The organism is Bradyrhizobium sp. USDA 4473 (assembly GCF_054063335.1).
This window is the reverse complement of record NZ_JBSSGE010000001.1, coordinates 2,356,438-2,376,593: the sequence shown is the minus strand read 5'-3', so window position 1 is coordinate 2,376,593 and position 20,156 is coordinate 2,356,438. Positions and strand designations below refer to the sequence as shown.

At 64.5% G+C, this 20,156-nt stretch carries 26 protein-coding genes; 11 read left to right on the top strand and 15 right to left on the bottom strand.

Annotated features, from left to right (window positions below):
- Positions 1 to 2 precede the first annotated feature (2 nt).
- The 3 genes from ACVW17_RS11095 to ACVW17_RS11085 all read right to left on the bottom strand — a co-directional run bounded on the left by ACVW17_RS11095 (position 3) and on the right by ACVW17_RS11085 (position 3,098).
- Entirely contained in the window at positions 3 to 1,319 is a 1,317-nt protein-coding gene (locus tag ACVW17_RS11095) for a TRAP transporter large permease (protein WP_456751919.1), read from the bottom strand.
- A 6-nt stretch (positions 1,320 to 1,325) separates the two neighbouring features.
- A complete protein-coding gene (locus ACVW17_RS11090) occupies positions 1,326 to 1,835 on the bottom strand; it encodes a TRAP transporter small permease (RefSeq protein WP_456756397.1) in 510 nt (169 codons plus the stop codon).
- A gap of 228 nt (positions 1,836 to 2,063) precedes the next feature.
- Entirely contained in the window at positions 2,064 to 3,098 is a 1,035-nt protein-coding gene (locus ACVW17_RS11085) for a TRAP transporter substrate-binding protein (protein WP_456751918.1), read from the bottom strand.
- Positions 3,099 to 3,369: 271 nt separating this feature from the next.
- Here ACVW17_RS11085 and pobA point away from each other — a divergent pair, with 271 nt between their 5' ends.
- Positions 3,370 to 4,539: a 4-hydroxybenzoate 3-monooxygenase gene (gene pobA, locus ACVW17_RS11080; protein ID WP_456751917.1), complete on the top strand. Its 1,170-nt coding sequence runs from the start codon at positions 3,370 to 3,372 to the stop codon at positions 4,537 to 4,539.
- A 284-nt stretch (positions 4,540 to 4,823) separates the two neighbouring features.
- Positions 4,824 to 5,279: a PaaI family thioesterase gene (locus ACVW17_RS11075; protein WP_456797120.1), complete on the top strand. Its 456-nt coding sequence runs from the start codon at positions 4,824 to 4,826 to the stop codon at positions 5,277 to 5,279.
- A 16-nt stretch (positions 5,280 to 5,295) separates the two neighbouring features.
- On the opposite strand, the gene ACVW17_RS11070 is transcribed toward ACVW17_RS11075, so the two are convergent.
- Entirely contained in the window at positions 5,296 to 6,189 is an 894-nt protein-coding gene (locus tag ACVW17_RS11070) for a LysR family transcriptional regulator (protein ID WP_456797119.1), read from the bottom strand.
- A gap of 118 nt (positions 6,190 to 6,307) precedes the next feature.
- Between ACVW17_RS11070 and ACVW17_RS11065 the strand changes: the two genes are divergently transcribed.
- The gene (locus tag ACVW17_RS11065) at positions 6,308 to 6,937 is read left to right on the top strand and encodes a pyridoxamine 5'-phosphate oxidase family protein (protein WP_456797118.1); all 630 of its coding nucleotides are present in this window, start codon (positions 6,308 to 6,310) and stop codon (positions 6,935 to 6,937) included.
- Here the strand turns inward: ACVW17_RS11065 and ACVW17_RS11060 are convergent.
- Entirely contained in the window at positions 6,934 to 7,665 is a 732-nt protein-coding gene (locus tag ACVW17_RS11060) for a glutathione S-transferase family protein (RefSeq protein WP_456797117.1), read from the bottom strand. The genes ACVW17_RS11065 and ACVW17_RS11060 overlap by 4 nt on opposite strands.
- Before the next feature lie 64 nt (positions 7,666 to 7,729).
- Positions 7,730 to 7,963 (bottom strand): hypothetical protein, encoded by a 234-nt coding sequence (locus tag ACVW17_RS11055; protein WP_456751914.1) that lies wholly within the window; start codon positions 7,961 to 7,963, stop codon positions 7,730 to 7,732.
- A gap of 183 nt (positions 7,964 to 8,146) precedes the next feature.
- On the opposite strand from ACVW17_RS11055, the gene ACVW17_RS11050 reads away from it, so the two are divergent.
- Together ACVW17_RS11050 and ACVW17_RS11045 are read left to right on the top strand one after the other, a co-directional pair.
- A complete protein-coding gene (locus tag ACVW17_RS11050; RefSeq protein ID WP_456751913.1) occupies positions 8,147 to 8,845 on the top strand; it encodes a helix-turn-helix transcriptional regulator in 699 nt (232 codons plus the stop codon).
- Positions 8,846 to 8,857: 12 nt separating this feature from the next.
- Positions 8,858 to 9,193 (top strand): YkgJ family cysteine cluster protein, encoded by a 336-nt coding sequence (locus tag ACVW17_RS11045; RefSeq protein WP_456751912.1) that lies wholly within the window; start codon positions 8,858 to 8,860, stop codon positions 9,191 to 9,193.
- Positions 9,194 to 9,202: 9 nt separating this feature from the next.
- On the opposite strand, the gene ACVW17_RS11040 is transcribed toward ACVW17_RS11045, so the two are convergent.
- Both ACVW17_RS11040 and ACVW17_RS11035 read right to left on the bottom strand, forming a co-directional pair.
- Entirely contained in the window at positions 9,203 to 9,604 is a 402-nt protein-coding gene (locus ACVW17_RS11040; protein WP_456751911.1) for a hypothetical protein, read from the bottom strand.
- 169 nt (positions 9,605 to 9,773) lie between these two features.
- Entirely contained in the window at positions 9,774 to 10,127 is a 354-nt protein-coding gene (locus tag ACVW17_RS11035; RefSeq protein WP_456797116.1) for a DUF3307 domain-containing protein, read from the bottom strand.
- 414 nt (positions 10,128 to 10,541) lie between these two features.
- Between ACVW17_RS11035 and ACVW17_RS11030 the strand changes: the two genes are divergently transcribed.
- The gene (locus ACVW17_RS11030) at positions 10,542 to 11,936 is read left to right on the top strand and encodes a TAXI family TRAP transporter solute-binding subunit (protein WP_456797115.1); all 1,395 of its coding nucleotides are present in this window, start codon (positions 10,542 to 10,544) and stop codon (positions 11,934 to 11,936) included.
- A gap of 207 nt (positions 11,937 to 12,143) precedes the next feature.
- On the opposite strand, the gene ACVW17_RS11025 is transcribed toward ACVW17_RS11030, so the two are convergent.
- The 3 genes from ACVW17_RS11025 to ACVW17_RS11015 all read right to left on the bottom strand — a co-directional run bounded on the left by ACVW17_RS11025 (position 12,144) and on the right by ACVW17_RS11015 (position 13,765).
- Positions 12,144 to 12,905: a Crp/Fnr family transcriptional regulator gene (locus ACVW17_RS11025; RefSeq protein WP_456797114.1), complete on the bottom strand. Its 762-nt coding sequence runs from the start codon at positions 12,903 to 12,905 to the stop codon at positions 12,144 to 12,146.
- Positions 12,906 to 13,094: 189 nt separating this feature from the next.
- Entirely contained in the window at positions 13,095 to 13,457 is a 363-nt protein-coding gene (locus ACVW17_RS11020) for a PRC-barrel domain-containing protein (RefSeq protein WP_456751908.1), read from the bottom strand.
- Positions 13,458 to 13,558: 101 nt separating this feature from the next.
- Entirely contained in the window at positions 13,559 to 13,765 is a 207-nt protein-coding gene (locus tag ACVW17_RS11015; RefSeq protein ID WP_456751907.1) for a hypothetical protein, read from the bottom strand.
- A 230-nt stretch (positions 13,766 to 13,995) separates the two neighbouring features.
- Here ACVW17_RS11015 and ACVW17_RS11010 point away from each other — a divergent pair, with 230 nt between their 5' ends.
- From ACVW17_RS11010 to ACVW17_RS11000, 3 genes are read left to right on the top strand one after another with little or no spacing between them, the layout of a single operon-like run.
- Positions 13,996 to 14,187 carry a hypothetical protein gene (locus ACVW17_RS11010; protein WP_456797113.1) on the top strand — a complete coding sequence of 64 codons (192 nt, stop codon included), beginning with the start codon at positions 13,996 to 13,998 and terminating at the stop codon, positions 14,185 to 14,187.
- Positions 14,188 to 14,222: 35 nt separating this feature from the next.
- Positions 14,223 to 14,438, top strand: a complete 216-nt coding sequence (locus tag ACVW17_RS11005; protein WP_456751905.1) for a hypothetical protein — start codon at positions 14,223 to 14,225, stop codon at positions 14,436 to 14,438.
- Between the two features lie 59 nt (positions 14,439 to 14,497).
- Positions 14,498 to 14,716 carry a hypothetical protein gene (locus ACVW17_RS11000; RefSeq protein WP_456751904.1) on the top strand — a complete coding sequence of 73 codons (219 nt, stop codon included), beginning with the start codon at positions 14,498 to 14,500 and terminating at the stop codon, positions 14,714 to 14,716.
- A 249-nt stretch (positions 14,717 to 14,965) separates the two neighbouring features.
- On the opposite strand, the gene ACVW17_RS10995 is transcribed toward ACVW17_RS11000, so the two are convergent.
- Together ACVW17_RS10995 and ACVW17_RS10990 are read right to left on the bottom strand one after the other, a co-directional pair.
- On the bottom strand, positions 14,966 to 15,871 hold the full coding sequence (locus tag ACVW17_RS10995) for a DUF6537 domain-containing protein (protein WP_456797112.1): 906 nt from the start codon (positions 15,869 to 15,871) through the stop codon (positions 14,966 to 14,968).
- Between the two features lie 5 nt (positions 15,872 to 15,876).
- The gene (locus ACVW17_RS10990) at positions 15,877 to 16,545 is read right to left on the bottom strand and encodes a Crp/Fnr family transcriptional regulator (RefSeq protein WP_456751902.1); all 669 of its coding nucleotides are present in this window, start codon (positions 16,543 to 16,545) and stop codon (positions 15,877 to 15,879) included.
- 372 nt (positions 16,546 to 16,917) lie between these two features.
- Here ACVW17_RS10990 and ACVW17_RS10985 point away from each other — a divergent pair, with 372 nt between their 5' ends.
- Both ACVW17_RS10985 and ACVW17_RS10980 read left to right on the top strand, forming a co-directional pair.
- The gene (locus ACVW17_RS10985; protein ID WP_456751901.1) at positions 16,918 to 18,030 is read left to right on the top strand and encodes a cyclic nucleotide-gated ion channel; all 1,113 of its coding nucleotides are present in this window, start codon (positions 16,918 to 16,920) and stop codon (positions 18,028 to 18,030) included.
- Between the two features lie 11 nt (positions 18,031 to 18,041).
- The gene (locus ACVW17_RS10980) at positions 18,042 to 18,827 is read left to right on the top strand and encodes an enoyl-CoA hydratase/isomerase family protein (protein WP_456797111.1); all 786 of its coding nucleotides are present in this window, start codon (positions 18,042 to 18,044) and stop codon (positions 18,825 to 18,827) included.
- Positions 18,828 to 18,990: 163 nt separating this feature from the next.
- On the opposite strand, the gene ACVW17_RS10975 is transcribed toward ACVW17_RS10980, so the two are convergent.
- The gene (locus ACVW17_RS10975) at positions 18,991 to 19,425 is read right to left on the bottom strand and encodes a DUF6157 family protein (protein ID WP_456797110.1); all 435 of its coding nucleotides are present in this window, start codon (positions 19,423 to 19,425) and stop codon (positions 18,991 to 18,993) included.
- 11 nt (positions 19,426 to 19,436) lie between these two features.
- Positions 19,437 to 20,090: a glutathione S-transferase family protein gene (locus ACVW17_RS10970; RefSeq protein ID WP_456797109.1), complete on the bottom strand. Its 654-nt coding sequence runs from the start codon at positions 20,088 to 20,090 to the stop codon at positions 19,437 to 19,439.
- Between the last annotated feature and the right edge of the window lie 66 nt (positions 20,091 to 20,156).

Genomic DNA, 20,156 nt, shown 5'->3' with positions numbered 1-20,156 from the left:
ATTTAACCTATCATGCGCTGCGGCAGCCAGGTCGCGAGCAGCGGGAACAGGATCAGGATCACCAGCCGGATCAGGTCGGTGATCACGAACGGCAGCACGCCGACGAAGATGGTCGACATGTTGACGTCCTTGATCACGCTCTTGATCACGAACACGTTCATGCCGACGGGCGGATGGATCAGGCCGAGTTCGACCGTCATGACGATGATGATGCCGAACCAGATCGGGTCGAAGCCGAGCGCGGTCACCACCGGAAACACGATCGGCACGGTGAGGATCACCATCGCCATCGCGTCCATCAGGCAGCCGAGCACCAGATACATCAGGAGGATCAGCGCCAGCACGCCATAGGGCCCGATCCCGAGCCCGGTGAGGAATTCGGTGACGTGCTGCGGCGTCTGGGTGATGGTGAGGAAATAGCCGAAGCAGAGCGCGCCGATCAGCACGGTGAATACGGCAGCCGCGGTGCGCGTCGCCTGCAGCAGCGATTGCAGGATGCCGTCCTTGCTCAGCTTGCCCCTGATGATGCCGATGATGAAGGCGCCGACCGCGCCGACCGCGCCGGCTTCGGTCGGGACGAAGAAGCCGCCATAGAGCCCGCCGATCACGAACAGGAACAGGAGCAACGGCGACCAGACGTCGCGCATCGCCATTGCGCGCTCGCCCCACGATGCCTTCTTGCCCGCCGGCAGGAAGCCCGGCCGGGTCACGCCGATGATGCCGATCGTGATCATGTGCATCAGGATCGCGAGCAGGCCCGGCACCACGCCGGCGATGAACAGCTTGCCGATGTCCTGCTGGGTGATGATGCCGTAGACCGCGAGTACCGTGGACGGCGGCAGCATCGCGCCCAGCGTGCCGCCGACCGCGATCACGCCGGTCGAGAAGGATTGCGGATAGCCGAAGCGGCGCATCTCGGGATAGGCCACCGCCGAGAAGGTCGCGGCGGTGGCGACCGAGGAACCCGAGATCGCGGCGAAGCCGCCGCAGGCCGCGATCGTCGCGATGCCGAGCCCGCCCTTCCAGTGGCCGACAAAGGTATTGGCGGCGCGGAACAGCTCGCGGCTGATGCCCGAGACGGACACGAAGGCGCCCATCAGCAGGAACATCGGGATCACGCCGAAGGAATAGTCCGTCACCGTGCGCATCGTGGTCTGGCCGACCAGCTTCAGCGCCGGCGCAAAGCCGGTGAGGTAGCCAAAGCCGGTGATGCCGACGAGGCCCATCGCCATGCCGACGGGGACACGCAGCAGCATCAGCACGAACAGGCTGACGAAGCCGATGACGGCGACGGCCTCGGGACTGAGGTCGAGACTCATGGCCGTCTACTCCGCGGTCTTGATCTTGGCATCGTGGATATCTTCCGGATGGAAGATCAGGCGGTAGGTGCGGATCGCGATCAGCAGCACGGCCGAAACGTCGCCGATCCAAGACACCAGGAAGAAAGGCCACACCGGCACGCCGAGATCCATGGTGACGATGTGGCTGTTCTTGGTGTCGATCACCTTGTCGACCAGCGTGTAGGTCTGCACCGACACGACAAACAGCAGCACCAGCGTCGCGAAGATGTCGATCCAGCGCTGATAACGCGGCGAGGCGTTGGCCCAGACCAGGTCCACCGTGATGTGGGTGCCGCGATAGCTGGTCGCCGCGATGCCCCAGAAGATCAGGATGCCGAGCAGGAACTGGCCGACATTATAGTAGTCGGGGATCGTCACCGCGAAGAACTTGCGCATGAACACCGCGGTGAAGGTGTTGAGCGCGACGACGCCGACGAAGAAGGCCGCCACCCATTCGATCGAATCGATGAAGCGGTCCATGACATTCTTGCGCACCGGTTCGGGAGGCCCGGTGATCGCGCCGTCTTGGGTGACTTCGGAAGATTGCGTCATGCGCGGCTTCGATTGGCTCCCTCGCCCCCGCTCTTGCGGGGAGAGGGTTGGGGTGAGGGGCTGCTTCCACGAATAGTGAATGCGGTGAGATCTGTACCCCTCACCCGGATCGCATCTGGCGATGCGATCCGACCTCTCCCCGCAAGCGGGGAGAGGTGAAGGGGAGCGAGATCAAATTCCCGCCTCGTATTTCTTCAGCGTGGCCTGCAGATCGGCATCGATCTTCTCGGCGTCGCCGCCGGCTTTCTTCACCGCCTCGGCCCAGCTGTCGTGCAGCGGCTTGACCGCCTTCTTCCACTCGGCGAGCTGATCCGCCGTCAGCGGATAGACTTCATGGCCTTGCAGCGCCTTCATCTTGGTGCGGCCGTTGGCTTCGAAATCGGTCCAGGGATCGGTGACCTTGGAGGCCCATTCCGGCGAGCAGTGATCGTCGATCACCTTCTTCTGGGCGTCCGACATCGCATTGTATTTGGCGAGGTTCATGTTGTAGGTGAATACGGTCGTATAGAGCGGCACGTCCATGTGGTACTTCACCACCTTGTCGATGCCGAACAGGAAGATCGAACCCCAGGGGAAGGTGATCTCATCGGCGACGCCGCGCTCGATTGCGTCGCGCGATTCCGGCGCGGAGGCCTGCACGTTGGTGCCGCCGAACATCTTGACCATCTCGCCGATCGTGCTCTGCGCGGGCCGCACCTTGACGCCGGAGAGGTCGCTCGGCAGCACGATCTTCTTCTTCCCGTGCAGCGCGCCCGGATCGTGGATGAAGGCGAAGCACAGCTTGGTGTCCTTCATCTCGGTCGGCGCATATTTGTGATACCACTCGTTCAGCGCCAGCGTGCCCTTCTTGCCGTCGGAGAAGGTGAACGGAAGCTGGCCGGCGGCGGCGATCGGGAAGCGGCCGGGCTGATAGCCGGGATTGACGTAGGTGACGTCGGCGATGCCGTCGCGCGCCATGTCGTAATGGTCGAACGCCTTGCCGAGCTGCTCGGAGGGAAACACGGTGACCTTGATGGTGCCGCCCGACGCCTTCTCGATGTCGGCGGCCCAGGCCTGCGTTGCCGGCACCAGCGGATGCGCCGGCGGCACCCACAGCGACACTTTGAGATTGACGGTCTTGTCCTGCGCCAAGGCAGGTCCAATGGCAGGGCCCGCGGCCGGCACGATGGCGGCTGCCATCAGCAGCGCCAGCAAACTCTTCCTCATCACGTCTCCTCCTCTCCAGGACCGCGGGCTTCGTGCCCGGTCTCATTACTTAACATGTTATCTAATTCGCGGACGTTTTCAAGACGAAATCCGCGTGGTGGACGCTGCGTCGCACCCGCCCCTGCTCCATCTTGCGCTGCGGCGAAGGACCTTTGCCGCGCAAATCCGCCTTGCCAAAACTGTTATATGATATAGTTGCCTTGGCAAGTTGACGGCGCTCGCCCCTGAGCGGGCGCCCGGATAAAGCCTATCCGATCGGGAGGACGAGGTATTGCGGACAAAAGTAGCAATCATAGGCGCAGGTCCGGCCGGACTGTTGCTTGGGCAACTACTTCATACTTTCGGCGTAGACAACGTCATTCTGGAACGGCAGACCCCGGACTACGTGCTGGGGCGGATTCGTGCCGGGCTGCTCGAGGAAGGCACGGTGTCGCTGCTCGAGAGCGTCGGCGCGGCGGCGCGGCTGCACCAGGAGGGCCTGGTCCATCATGGCCTGGAGCTGGCATTCGGCGGTGCGCGGCACCGCATTGACCTGCATGGCTCGACCGGCAAGACCGTGACCATCTACGGTCAAACCGAGGTCACGCTCGACCTGATGAACGCCCGCAAGGCCGCCGGCCTGACCACGATCTACTCGGCCGCCGACGTCAAGCCGCATGATTTCGACACCGATCATCCGCGTGTCACTTATGTCAAGGACGGCGTCAGCCACGACATCGCCTGCGATTTCATCGCCGGCTGTGACGGTTTCCACGGCATAAGCCGCGCCAGCGTGCCGGCCTCGGCGATCACCAGCTACGAGCGGGTGTATCCGTTCGGCTGGCTCGGCATCCTCTCGGAGACGCCGCCGGTCTCGCCGGAACTGATCTACAACAACCACGCGCGCGGCTTTGCGCTGTGCACGATGCGTTCGAGCCACCGCAGCCGCTACTATGTGCAGTGCCCGCTCGACGATCAGGTCGACCAATGGTCGGACGAGCGGTTCTGGGACGAGTTGAAGCGGCGCCTCGACCAGAAGGCGGCCGACGAGATCGTCACCGGCCCCTCGATCGAAAAGAGCATCGCGCCGCTGCGCAGCTTCGTCGCCGAACCGATGCGGTTCGGCCGCATGTTCCTGGCCGGCGACGCCTCGCACATCGTGCCGCCGACCGGCGCCAAGGGCCTCAACCTCGCCGCCAGCGACGTGCATTATCTGTCGCAGGCGCTGCGCGAATATTACGACGAGAAATCCTCGGCCGGGATCGACGGCTACTCGGCCAAGGCGCTGGCGCGGGTCTGGAAGGCGGTGCGCTTCTCCTGGTGGATGACCTCGATGCTGCACAAATTCCCCAACGAGGGCGACTTCGCCGCGCGCATCCAGATCGCCGAGCTCGACTACCTCGTCAGCTCCAAGGCGGCGTCGACCTCGCTGTCGGAGAACTATGTGGGGCTGCCGTTTTAGGCGGGCTCGCGGATGCTTTTGTCGGGCAGCATTCTCTCCGCAATCTCGGTCGTCATACCCCGCGTAGGCGGGGTATCCAGTACGCCGAGGCTTCTCGGATCCAGCCGAAGTCTCTGGAATACTGGATCGCCCGCTTTCGCGTGCGATGACAGCTGAAGACGTGGCGACAGGCCCGGGCCGCATTCAAACGCCCACGCAAATCCCGTTTAAAACTTTGTAGGCGGTGAAACCGTCATCGACATCGCGTTCAATGGCGTCAACCCAACGTCATAAGCGAGACTCACATGACCACCGAGACGCAAGTCGCCCCCGACATTCCCCAGGACGTCCCGCAAGGCTTCGAGCCGCTGTTCCGCAAGAGCCCGCTGACCGAACCCTGGGAGCCGCTGTACCAGAAGACGACCGAGCGGTCCGTCGTCATCGGTTTGCGCCTGGCAAGGCCGCACACCAACGGCCGCGGCCTGATCCATGGCGGGCTGATCGCAGCGCTCGCCGACAACGCGATGGGCTATAGCTGCGGCCAGGCCACCGGCTGGACCACCTCGTATGTGACGATCTCGCTGACGGTCGATTTCGTCGGCTCCGCCAATGTCGGGCAGTGGCTTTCAATCGAGAGCGACGTGATCAAGACCGGCAGCACGATCTGCTTCGCCCAAACCCTGATCAAGGCCGACGGCGTGACGATCGCGCGCGCCAGCGGCACCTTCCGCGTAGTGCCGAAGAAGCCGCCGGTAAGCTAGGCGCTTTCGCGGGAAGCTATCTGAAATGCCAGTCGGTGATCTCGGTGACGAGATCGATGAAGGTCCGCACCTTGGCCGACAGCAGCCGTGACGTCGGGTAGACGACATGGATCGGCACCGGCGGCTGCTCGAACGCGGCCAGCACGATTCGGACCCGCTTGGCTTTCAGCGATTCGGCGGCCTGATAGGCCATCACCCGGGTCAGCCCGCCGTCCTGCTCGACGAACTGGATGGCGGCATCCGAGCTGTTGCTGGTGAAGCGCGGCGTCGGCGTAATCCGGATCTCCTGGCCATCTTCCACGAAGCGCCAATCCGGCACGGCCGTCACGGCGCCGAACTGGATGGTGTCATGGTTGGCGAGGTCCGACGGCCGTTTCGGCTCGCCACGGAGCTTGAGATAGCCGGCCGAGGCCACCACGATCCGGCGCATCTGGCCGACATGCCGCGCCACCAGCGTCGAGTCAGGCAGGTGCCCGAGCCTGACCGCGAGGTCGACGCCGTCCTCGACGAGGTTGATCCGGCGATCCGATAGCCGCAGATCAACGCCGACATCGGGGTAGCGTTTCAGATAGGCGGACACGACCGGGCTGACATGCAGCCGCCCGAAGCCGAACGGCGCCGAGATCACCAGGCGGCCTTCGGGGCGGGTGCGCTCGCTCTCGACCGCGTCCTCGGCCTCCTCGACGTCGGCGAGAATCCGCCGCGCCCGCTCCAGATAGCGCGAGCCGGCATCGGTCAGGGTGACCTGCCGCGTGGTCCGTTGCAGCAGCCGCGCGCCAAGCCGCTCCTCCAGCGCCGCGATCAGCCGGGTGATTGCAGAGGGCGACAGGCCGAGCTTGCGCGCGGCGGGGGCAAACCCCTCGAGGTCCGCCACCGCGACGAAGGCCTGCATGGCGTCGATCCGGTCCATGGCACTATTGCATAATCGGCAACAGTGAAGTGTCAATTCACAAGATTGCTTGCGATCCGGAAATATCCATCTTGAGATCCGAGGACGGCCGCTTTGCCGCCCATCGCGGGAGGCTCAGATGTCAGAGGTTCGCAGCTCTTCGAGCGACGTCGGGTTCACCCCGGCGGTGAAGGATGTCCAGGCCCGCAAGGGCTCGCGCGCAAGCTATGCCGAGGTCGAGGCGCGTGGCGGCTGGCAGACCGAGATCGACGAGAACCTCGCAGCCTTCCTCGCCAACACCAACAGCTTCTATCTCGCCACCGCCTCGGCGGAAGGACAGCCCTACATCCAGCATCGCGGCGGGCCGAAGGGCTTCATCAAGGTGCTCGACAAGCACACCATCGCGTTCGCCGATTACAGCGGCAACCGGCAGTTCATCACCCAGGGCAATCTCTCGGAGAACCCGAAGGCCTATATCTTCGTGATGAACTACGCGTACCGGCAACGCGTGAAGATCTGGGGCGAGGCGCGCGTCGTCGAGGACGATCCGGCGCTGACGCGTTCGCTGATGCCGCAAGGCTATCGCGCGCGGCCCGAGCAGGTGATCCTGTTCACGGTCGCGGCGTGGGACACGAATTGTCCGCAGCATATTCCGCAGAAGTTCGACGCCGCCGACGTCGCGCAAGCCCTCGCCTCGCGCGACCAGCGCATCGCCGAGCTCGAGGCGGAGCTCGCCGCGCTGAAGGGCGAGCCCGCTACGCCGGTCTAAGCGGCCTGTTGCTGCAACGGCGCCCAGGCGAACTCCGGATAATATTGCTGCATCATCCGCCCGACATAGGCGGTGAGATTGTCGAACTTCTCGGTGCGCTCGCGCAGCGGCGAATCGAAGAACGGCGTGAGGATTCCCGCCAGCGCGCCGAACGCGGTGGCGTCGGTGCCGCAGGGAGCATTGCCCATCAGATAGGGCTTGTCGCCGAGCTGCACCGACAGCGCAAACAGCGAGCGAAGCGCGAGATCGACATCCTCGTCGGGGCCGTGGCGGCCAAGCCCGCTCAAGAGATAATTCTCGGCAACGCGAAACTGGGCGTCCTCGCGCATCTTGTCGCGCAGATGATCGGGCGCGCCGTCGAAGAAATGCGCCGGCCCCTTGGCGAAATTGATGTCGTCGACCCAGCGCGCGCCGACCAGCGCCCAGTAGACGTGATGCTCGATCATGCGCTCGAACGCCCAGGCCTGGGCGCGCGCCTGCAGGCTCAGCGGCGCATCGAAATCGAAGCCGTATTTGCCCTCGATATGGGCGCGGATGAAGGTCGAATCGGCGATCGTCTCGCCGTCATCGGTGATGAACGGCAGCTGGCCCTTGGGAGAGGCCGGCGGCATCGCCTTTTCCTTGGTGTAGGCAAGCCCGGCCATCTTGAGCTGGACCTCGGTCTTGGTCACGAAGGGGCTGATTTCCGGCAGACCGAAGCCCGTGCCAAAGCCAAAAAGCGTAATCATATGAAGCTCCCGATCGCCTGTGGACGTGAATTGAAGCTAGCCGCCCCCTGCTGCCAGCATGGTGTCAGCAGCAGTGGCATTCACTGTCGAGCGGGCCGACCGGTGCGAGGCGGCGAACCGCCTCGCGAACCCGCTTGACCAGCCGTGCCCGCCCGTAGGACCAGGCGGTGCCGATCGACTGTGCGATCAGCGCGACCAGGGCCCAGCGCAGGTCGCCGGAGGTGGAGTAGACCGTGACCATTTGTTCCAGCGCGAAGCTCTGCGCCTGCCGGAAACCGAGTTCATCAAGATTCGTCATGGACAAATTCCCTTCACTTGAGGTGTTGTCCTGATATAGCCCCCACCTGCTGCCAACATGCTGTCAGCAGCAGTGACAGGGGACGCGAAAAAGGCGACAGGTCGAGACACCCCAAGATCCGTCAAGACACTCGTCAAGAGAGCGATCCAGAGAGTTGCCGAGAGAACTGCCGAGAGAATTGCCATGCGACGCGCCGACCGGCTGTTTCAGATCATCCAGGTGCTCCGCCGCACCCGTAAGCCATTGACCGCAGATGCGATCGCAGCCGAGCTCGAGACCTCGAAGCGGACCATCTATCGCGACATCGCCAGCCTGATCGAGCAGCGGGTGCCGATCCGCGGCGAAGCCGGCATGGGCTATATTTTGGAGAAGGGCTTCGACCTGCCGCCCTTGATGCTGACACCGGACGAGATCGAGGCCTGCGTGCTCGGCGCGCAATGGGTGGTCGGCCACGCCGATCCCGCGCTGGCGCGGGCGGCCGAGGATCTGATGGCCAAGATCGCCGAGACCGTGCCGGACCGCCTGCGGCCGTTCGTGCTGGAGCCCGCAAGCCGCGCCCGCTCCGCCTGGAACCGGGAGCCCGACCGCATCGACATGGTCCGGACCCGCAGCCAGATCCACGAGGGCAAGAAGATCACGCTGAACTATCGCGACGAGCATGGCCGCGATAGCGAGCGCACCATCTGGCCGATCGCGGTCGGCTATCACGAGGCGGTGCGGCTGCTCGCCGCCTGGTGCGAGCTGCGCAAGGATTTCCGCAGCTTCCGCACCGACCGCGTGGTCACGGCGGTGTATCACGACGAGAAATATCCGGAGCGGCGCGACCTGCTCAGGGCACGCTGGCGGCGCAGCCTGGTGTGGGAAGCACCCAAAGATACCTGATAAGGACACCTGATGGCCGGCGACGCAATCGATGCGGCGGGCGATAGCCCGTGCCAGTCCTGCGGCGCCTGCTGCAGCTATTCGGAGAACTGGCCGCGCTTCACGATCGAGGACGATGCGCAGCTCGATCTGATCCCGGCGCAATACGTCAATGCACGACAATCGGGGATGCGCTGCGACGGCGACCGCTGCTCGGCGCTGTCGGGGAAGATCGGAGAGGCAACGCGCTGCGTGGTCTATGCGGTGCGGCCGGAGGTGTGCCGGACCTGCCAGCCGGGCGACGCCGAATGCGCGATGGCGCGGCGCCGGCACGGGCTGCCGCTCATCCCGAGCGCGCAGCCGATTTGATCGCGCGCTTTAGGCTGTCACCCTGTCGGTGACGTCTTCGTCGTCGAGCTCGTCATCGACAACGGGCGCGAAGCTCGACAGCGGCTTGGTCGACAGCGTGATCGGCTTGCGGCCGCCATGCGACACGGTCGCTGCGCGAGCCGGCTCGCGCGACAGCGCGTACAGCGTCGACCCGACACGGCCGCCGGAATTGACCAGCTCCCATTCGCTGCAGCTCGACGCGATCGCGAGTGCGAGTGCGTGCAGGTGGCTGCGGCGATAGCAGAACAGCGCCAGCCTCGCCCTGACGTCGGGCGCGACATTGGCAACCAGCAGCGAAAGCCCGTTCGGATTGGCGCGGTACATCTGGCCGAGCAGGTCGTCCGCAACCGGGCAGGCATCGTTCTCAAAGGCGTCGCGGCTTGAAAACATTTGCAAATCCCCCTCGATCGGGAAGATGCCGCGCAATCCTCTAACGAAAGGTTAACCACGGCTCCCGGTCGTCTTCGGAGCGGCTTGCCCGTTGCACGCGAATCACATCCGCCCGCCGCGGGCGGACGGTTGGTTGCTCGAAATGAAGGAAAGGCCGTCCGTCAGCCGCTCAGTTCGCCGCCATGTAGATCGACAGTGCGAAGCCGGTGAGATGGTGCAGGGCCTGGTCGACCCCGATCAGGGTCCAGAACCAGGGATGGCCGGACTCCAGCGTCACGCCGAAATGCGAGGCGCAGTATCCCTTGCAGCGATCGACGATGATGTGGATCACGAAGTCGATGAACGCGACGTACCAGAACCGCGGCGCCACCACCAGGATCAGCGCCAGCGCGACCGCGAGATGGACCAGGCAATGCGCCAGCAGCGGCATGGCCCAGCCGGTCTTCTGGTCCTTGCCGATCGCCATCCAGGCGTTCTGCAGCATGAAGTCGGCGATGATGTGCTTCGCGGTGAGAAGCAACATCCATCCCATCAGCGCACCAACCGACACCGACGATGACATGGCAGGAAACAACAAGCTGACGCCCTTTACCTTCGATGAATGTGATTGCAAGAAATCCGGGTCAGGCCGTCAGCACAATTGCGCAAACCGATGCGTGTCTCATTTATGACATCTCCGGCAACGGAATGCACCTGCGGCTGGCGCGAAAATCACATCCCCCTTCAGCCGTCGATAGTGGCGATGGTCATGTCGCATCGCGGCGCAGATCGGCCGCAGTCAAGGTTACGGAAGCCGGCCGGTTTGCATTCCTGCCGGGGAGGTATATCGTCGACCATGCAGGAAATTTTCGTTCTTTTATAGTCATTTACCGATTCACCGGGCAGCGCCGATCCGGTTGCGGGTGGCCCGGACGGGTGATGAGCCAGGTAATCAGCCATGAGTGCCGAAGCCCCCTCGCCTGCGCCAACGCCGACACGCCCGCCGGCCGCCAAGAGCAACCGCGCGCAGATCATCGTCTTCACCCTGCTGACGCTGCTGTTGAGCGCGGTCACCGTGGTCGGCGGCCGGCTCTGGCTGCGCAATTCGGAAACGCTGGTGGTCGCGGTCGGCGACGCCGGCGGTCCGGAGGCCAGGTTCGCCGCCAAGCTCGCGACCGTGCTGAAGACCAACTCGTCGCGGCTGCGGCTGAAGATCGCGCCAAATCCCGACAACGCCAAGGCGCTGGCGCAATTCGATCGCCGCGACGCCGCGCTTGCCGTGCTGCGCACCGATGCAAGGGTGCCGCCGCGCGCCCGTGCCATCGCGATCCTCGAACATGACGTGGTGCTGGTGCTGAGCCCCGGCGGCAAGAAGATCAAGTCACTGTCCGAGCTCAAGAAGAAGCGGGTCGCGGTGGTCGGCGACGGCGAGAACAGCGTGAATTTCGTCCGCAGCGCGCTCGAGATTTCCGACAGCCCGGAAGCGGCGCAGCGGGTCCAGCAGGCGCCGCCGAACACGCCGTTCGACAAGCTGTTCGCTTCGGGCTTTGGCGCCGTCGTCGCGATCGAGCATGCCTCGAAGATCGTGAAGGACAAGACCTACGAGCAATATGCCAAGCGCTCCGGCAGCTTTACGCTGAACGCGATCGATTCCGCCAAGGCGCTGGCACGCAAATATCCGGCAATATCGGAGGAAACCGTCTCGACCGGCATGCTGTCGTCCTCGCCGGCGATCCCCGATGACGACGTCGACACCATCGGGCTGGAATGGCTGCTGGTGGCGCAATCCTCGATGTCCACGACGACGGCCGCCGAGCTCGCCCGCATCGTCTACGAGAACAAGTCCGAGCTCGCGCTCGACGACGGCTTCGCCTCCAAGATCGAGCCGGCGGCGACCGACAAGGACGCCTTCATCGTCGCCCATCAGGGCGCCGCCGAATACATCAACGACGACACCAAATCATTCATGGATCGCTACAGCGACGTGATGTATCTCGGCGCCGCCGCGCTCAGCATCATCGGTTCGATCTTCGCCGCGGTCTACACCAAGATCACCCGCGTCGCGCCGGAGAAGGCCAGCGAGCTGGCGACCCGGATCCTCGACATCGGCGAGCGCGTCGAGCACACCACCTGTGCCGAGGATCTCGACCAATTGCAGGACGAACTCGAGGCGATCCTGCGCGGCGCGGTGATCGGCCTGCGCGACGGCACCGTTTCCGGCGACGGGATGGACACGTTCAAGCTCGGCTACGAGCTGGTCCGCGACGAGATCGCGCTGCGCCGCGATCACCTCAAGCGCCACCCGGCGACGGCGGACGACAATCTCGTGGTGGTGAAGACCGCGAACGGGTGAGGCGCGGCCCCTGGTTGCGCCGCGTATAGAGCTGTCGTGCCTGCGAAAGCAGGGACCCATACGCCGCGGCGGAAGTTGTGAACGTGACTCGTCGTTCCAGCGTCGCGCAGTAATCAGCGTTGGTGGTTATGGGTCCCTGCTTTCGCAGGGACGACATCGCATGTGTGGCGCGGCCAGTGTACATCCGCGCTCTCGCGACGCGGCCCGTCAGCCCGCCACCGCATCCGGCGGCGTCACGCCGGCGTCGAGCTGCCGTCCCTCGTGATCCATATGCAGGTAGTTCGGATTGAACAGGCCGGCGCGCATCAGCCGGTCGAGATTGGGGACGGCGAGCGTCTTTCCCTTGAGCACGATCAAGCCGCCGGCGCGCAGCTCCTGCAGCGTACGGTTGACGTGGACCTTGGAGAGGCCGGTCGCGTCGGCGAGATCGCTCTGGGTCAGCGGGAAGTCGCAGCTGTCGCCCTGGGTCAGGCCGGCGAGGCGCAGACGAAGCCAGATCTCGCAGAGCAGATGGGCCATCCGCTCCAGCGCCGTGCGCTGGCCGAGGCTCATGGTCCATTCGCGCTGGATCGCCGCGTTGACCAGGGTCTCCCACCAGAATGCGGTGACGATACGCGGATGGCCGGCCGCGACCTTATCGAAGAATTCGCGCGAGAGATCCGCGATCGACACCGCGGTGATGGTCCCGATCGAATGATCCATCTCGCGCAGGATGAAGATGTTCACATCGCAGATATCGCCGGGCAGGAAGAACGACACCACTTGGCGCCTGCCGTCCTCGAGCTGCTTGTAGCGGTAGGCCCAGCCCGACAGGATCAAATGAACATCCTTCGGCTTCTCGCCTTCGCGGACGATGTCGACGCGCGGACCAAAATGCCGCACACGCTCGGTCGACGCGCGATTGAGAATGACATGGTCTACCGGCGAAAGCCGTACAAAGTGCTCCAATTTCCGGACTAGCGACGCCAACGACATTGATCTCCCCGCATGCTTAATCGGGTAACTGCCGGGCCGCTTTCAATAACGTATGTTACATTGCACAGCTATTGACGTGTGTTCACTAGTGTACAGACGCTTAACGACGTAACGGTTACGTCTTCAAGCGGCGTACAACTCGGCTAATTCGGCCGAAGCGCAGTGCCTTCGGGGTATCGCCGTTCAGACAAACGGCACGCCGTAATAGTCATTTACGGCGCGTGTGGTGCCGATATCGGCCCAATTCCAGTCCCGCTCGCTGCCGTATTTCGGCGCGCCGCGCAGCTGACTCTCGGTCACGCCGGTGACATAGCCGCCCAGCCTGGTGTCATATTTGAGCGCTTGCCAGGGCAGCGGATAATGGTCGTTGCCGAGCCCGAGGATGCCACCGAAACCGAGCACCGCATAGGATACCCGACCGCTCTTCTTGTCGATCATCACGCGCTCGATCGAACCGATCTTGCGCTCGTCCGATCCATAGACTGCGGTACCCTCGACCTTGTCGCTGCCGATCAGGTTTCCGAGCTCCCTCTCATCCGTCACCATATCAGTTCTCCATCGACCACCGAAAGATCCCTCGGGCCAACGATGGCGCAGGGATCATCGTTCCTGTCGCATTGCCGCGGCTGCTGCACAGCGAAAGCCATTCAGCCCGTCGGCGGCTCGCCGCCATCGTCTGATGACATGCCCGACCCCGGCGTCTTGTCGGCGTCGTTCAATTTCGGATCCCGCGTCGCTTCGCGCGTCTGCGGCTTTCGCTTGTCGGTCTTCTGCGCGGTTTGTGCGCGCGGCTTGTCGGCAGGCTGTTCCTGGCCTTTGTCGTCCTTGATGATGCCGTGATTGGAATGCGCCACGTCTGACCTCCCTGAAGGTATGCGGGCCCCGGCGACGAAATTCGCCGAGGCCCGTCACCAGAGTGGTCCACCGCCTTTCGGGGAGCAAAGCAGCGAACACGTGGGCCTTACGCATGGCGCACGAGATCGTTCCTGCGGTCCTGACGTCGATTTCGCATGGGCCGATGTCATGGGTTAACGACGGCCTCCGGGAACATGCCTAGTATCACTGGTTCCGGCTCGGAGGCGGCATGATCAAGAAGAAGCGCAACAGGTCACGGCCTCCCGGATCGTTCGAAGACCGCCTGCAGAAATTCGCCGAGGATTCGCGCATTGCAGCACGCAAGCTGCCGCCGGGGCGGGAACGCGAAGCGCTGATGAAGAAGGTCCGACAGACCGAGGCGACAATGGAAGTCAGCGATTCGCTGACGCTCCGCAAATAGCCGCGAGTCGAAAGAGCCGCGAAGGGAGAGCTGCGATGATCGAGGAACGATTTGATTCACGTACGCTCGCTGCGATGAACTTCGCGCTCGACCAGGTCTGCGCCGGCGCGCTGCACGGCGAGGAACATGGCACCCGCCGGCGCGTTGCCCGATACATCATCAAGTGTGCCAAGAGCGGCAGGACGACGCTCTCCGAGCTCATCGAAGCCGGACAGCAGGCGTTGACCAAGGTCACCGCTGCGGCGGGATAAGCGCAACCTGCCCTGCTGCAACCTGCCCTTCTCCTGGCCCCTAGCAAAGGCAGCTTTGCATGCGCATTGCAATCAGCATCGGCCTGCTGGTGCTTCTCGCCGCCGTCGGCGCCTACGCCTATGAAGGACTCACGGTAGACGCTCCGATCCCCACCTATGGCGTCGTCCTGTTCACGATCGGAGTTGCGGTTCTGGCCGCGGTCTGCATCGGCCTGATGGGCCTGCTGTTCTATTCCAGCCGCCACGGCTACGACGAGCCGCCGCACATGAAGCGGTAGGCCGAGTTCGAAAAGCAGCGCGTAACGTCGCCAGACCCGTCATCCTGAGGAGCGCGTAGCGCGTCTCGAAGGATGAATCGGCCACCAGTCGGGCCGTCGACCCTTCGAGACGGCCGCTGCGCGGCCTCCTCAGGGTGACGGTGATGAATTTTTCACCGTCATTGCGAGCGAAGCAACCCATGGCGCCGCAAGTCGCGGCATGGATTGCTTCGTCGCTCCGCTTCTCGCAATGACGTGGATGGGCTGACGCTAGGGTGACGGTGATGGATTTGCCGGCACGCGGGCGCGGATCTCGGCGATCTTGCGCTTCAGCGCGGCCTGCCGCGGATCCGGCATGATGGCGGCCCGGGCTTCGGTGATGGCGGCGGCCAGATCGGGCAGCGCCAGCACGCCGTCGAAGGTCGGCTTGACCAGCCCGTCGATGATCACGTGCCAATCCGCGATGCCCTGACGATAGGGATCGCCGTAGCCCCGGATCATGGTTGCGGTCTCTGCGACGGCCGAAGCTGCGCTCGGCTGCTTGGTCAGGCTGCGGTCGATCATGTGCAGCCAGCGCTCCACCCAGACCCGCTCCTTGGCGTAGCGGCCCGAGAACAGCCGCCAGCGCTTCAGCCCCGCCTCGATCCTGAGCCGGCGAATGCTGAAGCGGTTGTTGGCGCTGAAGCGGATCGAGACCCGGCGGCGGCGCCAGCCGAACTGATCGAGCACGGCAAGAATCGGATCGGCGACCATTGCCGGCAAGGCGTCGATCAACTCGTCGAGGCGCAGCTTCTTGACGTCGTCGGCCGAGCGCGCCACAGGACCGCCCGTCGCGTGGACTTCGCCGAGCTTGAGCTGCGCGATGCGGATCGCGTCCTCATAGGCCATCCGCTCGGCCATCAGCCGCGCGATGTCGGCCAACAGCGCATCGTCGACGCCGCGGCGGCCGACGAAGCGCTTGAGCCGGTCGATATAGAGCTGGGCGTAGCTCGTGCTCTGATAGGCGATCAACTGGTGGATGGCCTCGGTGACCGCGGGCCCGAGGTGGTCCGGGCAGGCTTCGGGCAGCACCGGCGGCCCCTCGTCCTCGTCGCCGATGATATCGGCGAACAGGTAACGAAGCGAAGCCAGCAGGCTGTCGTCATCCGGCACTGCGGCGCCTCCAGAACTCGTCACCGGGCTCATGCAGGTTTGGGCTCCGCGACCTGTGGGCTGGCGTGCTGCGCGAGCCGCTGCTCGAGCGTCGCGATATTCTCGAACAGGCGGGCGCTGGCCAGACGCAGGAAGTAGAAGCCGAACGCCGGGTTCTGGACGTAGAGCTGCTCGACCTGGTCATAGGTCACCGACAGTATCATGCCGGTCTCGACGCACTCCAGCGTCTGGGTTCGGGTGTTCGACGGCGACAGCATGCCGAACTCGCCGACCAGAGCGCCGACCGGCAGCTCGATGCCGGACTCGACCAGGCGGAAGCGGCCGCTGACGATGTAGAACATGCTGTCGGCCTTCTCGTCCTTGTAGAACAGGACTTCGCCCGCCGCGACTTTGCGTTCCGTCGTGAACGGCCTCAGCCAATCCATCGACAGATCGCTGTTGACCGATTTCTTCACGTTGCGGACCAGCTGCAGCATCTGGTGCAGACGATAGGTGTTCACCGGCAGCAGCACGGCATGCAGGATCAGCGTCGCGTAATTGTGGGTCGGGACCGCGGTCGCGATCAGGATGATGTTGGTCAGGATGGCGAACACGCGCAACGGGATCATGGTGCGCATCGACAGCGTGGCGACCACGAAGATCGATGCGAAAAAACTGCCGGCGGCGCCGGCGTGCTGCGCGAGATGTGAGGTATCCATCGGAAACCAGCCAATTCTCAAGAAGTGAATAAGATCGTCTTATTAGTCGCTTCATTCCTGCTCAGGTTGCCTGCTCAGGCTGCCTTGCTCGGGGTTGCCCGCCCGGGTCGCATAGCTATCGCGTTCGTCAGCATCCCTGATATACGGGGAAAAAGCGACGATTTGTCTGATTTCTCACATTCGCGGACGCAAAATCGAGCCAACATGGTTAGGCCATTTAGGCCATTCGTCCAATGAACGGACCGGCCGCTGAATGGGTGCCGCCAGCCTGCGCGTTGACGGCCTCGGCCGGGAGAGGCAGTTTGTGACTGCGGCTCCGCCAGCGCAGAGCCCTCCATTCCAGCAGTTCATCGACAGGCAAGCCCCGTATTGATGTCCAAGCCGCTCGTCCTTCCGGCCTTGACGCGCTTCGTTTCCGCCACCGCCGGCCGCAACATGACCAGGGCGGCCTATGTCGCGGTCACGGTCGGCGTCGCCATGATGACGCTGCTGACGGTCGCGCCGGCCTATGACGCGGTCCCGCACTGGGTCGATGCGCTGCTGTGGACTTGCCTTGCCTATTTCGTGTTCGAGTGGCTGGTGCGGCTGCGCCACATGCGGCGGCAGGACAAGCTCTGGTTCTATCAGCTGTCCAGCGCCGGCATCGTCGATGCGATCGGCGCGCTGGCGGTGCCGCTGGCGCTGCTCGCCGGCCTCGAACCGAAGACCGCATGGCTGCTCGGCGTGCTCTGGGTGCTGAAGGTGGTGCCGGGCATTCCCGGCCTGCGCCAGCTCCGGCGGGTGCTGGTGGTGGAGTCCGGGCCGCTGCTCAGCGTGCTGGTGATCTTCCTGATGGTGGTGTTCCTGGCCTCCGTCGCCGAGTACTATCTGGAGCGGGACGTGCAGCCGCAGACTTTCGGCAGCGTGCCGGCGGCGCTGTGGTGGGCGGTGGTGACGTTGACCACGACCGGCTATGGCGACGTGGTGCCGATCACCCCGCTTGGCCGCGTGGTCGCCGCCATGGTGATGATCTCAGGCCTCGGCGTGTTCGGGCTGTGGACCGGTATCCTGGCGACCGGCTTTGCCAACGAGACCCGCCGCGACAATTTCCTGAAAACCTGGGAGACGGTCAGCAAGGTGCCGTTCTTCGCGCATCTCGGCCCGGCCGCGATCGCCGACGTCACCCAGATGCTGCGGACCATGGACCTGCCGCCGCGCACCATGATCATCCGCAAGGACACCAATGGCGACTGCATGTACTTCGTCGCCGCCGGCGAGGTCGAGGTCGACCTGCCCGGGCGCAAGGTGAAGCTCGGCGAAGGCGCGTTCTTCGGCGAGATGGCACTGCTCGGCAACGCCAAGCGCGGCGCCAGCGTCTCGACCAGCAAGGTGACCCGGCTGCTGGTGCTTGACCTGGTCGATTTCCGCCTGTTGATGGCAAGACACCCCGATCTCGCCGAGACCATCGACGCCGAGGCGAAGCGGCGGGAACGCGAGAATCAATGATGGAGACCAAGATGGCTGACGCGGCCGACACCGCCAGCGGACCCGTGCTCGAAATATCAGGCGCGCGCGCCACGATCCGCCTCAACCGGCCGAAGCACCTCAACCGCCTGCAGGCCGAGGATCTCGGCGAGCTGTTGAAACTGTTCGACGCGATCGAGGCCGATCCCGCGATCCGCGTGCTGGTATTGACCGGAACCGGCCGCGCGTTCTCAGCCGGCTACGACCTCAACTCGGTGGCCGAGCGCGCGGTGAGCGCGAACGAGCAGCAGAGCGCGGGCTCGGCGTTCGAGGTCGTGGTCAACCGCCTCGAGGATTTGAGCGTGCCGACGATCTGCCGGCTCAATGGCGGCGTCTATGGCGGCTCGACCGATTTGGCGCTGGCCTGCGACTTCCGCGTCGGCGTCGACACCGCCGAGATGTTCATGCCGGCGGCGCGGCTCGGGCTGCACTATTACAAGAGCGGCATCCAGCGCTATGTCACGCGACTCGGCGTCGACAACGCCAAGATGCTGTTCCTGACCGCGCAGAAGATCTCGGCGCCGGAGATGCTGCGGATCGGCTATCTCACCGCGATGGTGTCCCCCGACGTGCTCGACGAAGAGGTCGACAGGCTGGCGACGATCCTGGCCGGCAATGCGCCGAAGGCGATGGCCGGCATGAAGCGCGCGATCAACGAATTCGCCCGCGGCGAACTCGACGCCGCCGCCGCCGACCAGCGCCACCGCGACAGCATGCGCGGCGACGAGATCAAGGAAGGCATCAAGGCGTTCGCCGAAAAGCGGCCGCCGCGGTTTTAGGTCGGCCGCGCTCCAACTACCGTCACCCTGAGGAGCCGCGGAGCGGCGTCTCGAAGGGTCGACGGCCCCACTGTGGCCGTGCATCCTTCGAGACGCGCTACGCGCTCCTCAGGATGACGGGGCTGGCGGTGTGCTATTCGGCACGATCGCTCGCTGAATCCCCTCACACCCGCTTGCTCCGCATTGCGCGGGTCTGCGCGATGTCGGGGTCCGCGGCGAGCGCCTGGTAGCGCTTGCTGTCGACGGCGACGATGGCGATGCGGCCTTCGGCGTCGGCGTGAACGCCCCAGCCGAAGCGTTTGCCGAGCGGCGAGGCGCGCATGCAGGCCTGGCCTTTCGAGAAGAACGCCTCGCGGGCCGCGCTGCGTTCTTTCTTCGTCGCCTTCGCACCGAGCGCGCGGCCGGCCGCCGACGTCGCGAACACCACATCGTCGGAGGTGTATTTGTAGGGCGCGCCGGCAAGCATGGCGTATTGCAGCGTGCCCACTGTCGGCTTGCCGCCATGGGGCCGCGGCTCCTCGCCGACGCGCGCGGGGCAATCCTCCGCGACACGGATGAAGGTGTTGACGACGTTGGTGGTGTGGATCTCCTTGACCATAGCCGATCGTATCATAGGCCGGCCGCCGCGGCATGCGCCGCCGCCATGTCCTGGTCGGCGGCCGTGATGCGCTGGAACGCCGGGCGCGCGGTGATGCGCTCGACGTAGCGGACGAAGACATCCCGTTTGGGCACGATGCCGAACGTCATGGTCCAGGAGAGCGCGATGCCCCAGAGGATGTCAGCCGCCGTGGTCTGATCGCCAAGCAGATAGGGTCCCTTGGCGAGCTGCGCCTCGAGCGCGCCCAGCATGGTGTCGTAATCGGCATAGGGCGACTGGGTGATCGGCGCCGGCTCGCGCTTCATGAAATGGTCGATCACGGCCGGCTCGAACGATGAGCCGTAATAGGCGATCCAGCGCAGGTAGGGGCCGCGGCGCGGGTCATGCAGCGCCGGCGTCAGGCCGGCCTGCGGAAACAGATCGGCGAGATAGATGAAGATCGCGACCTGCTCGGTGACCAGCGCGTCGCCATGGCGGATCGCCGGCACCTTGCCGAGCGGATTGATGGCGAGATAGGCGGCCTTGCGCTGCTCGGCCGCCTTCATGTTGAGGATGTGCAGATCGTAGGGCGCGCCGAGCTCCTCAAGCAGCACGCGGGTGCCGGTGGCGCGGCTTTGCGGCGAGTAATACAGCGTGACGCGGTCGATGGGAGCAGCGGTGGTCATGGGCGATCTCCTTGCGCCGTCAGGGCATGGTCCCCTTATGTCCGCCTATACCTGACATCTTGTGTC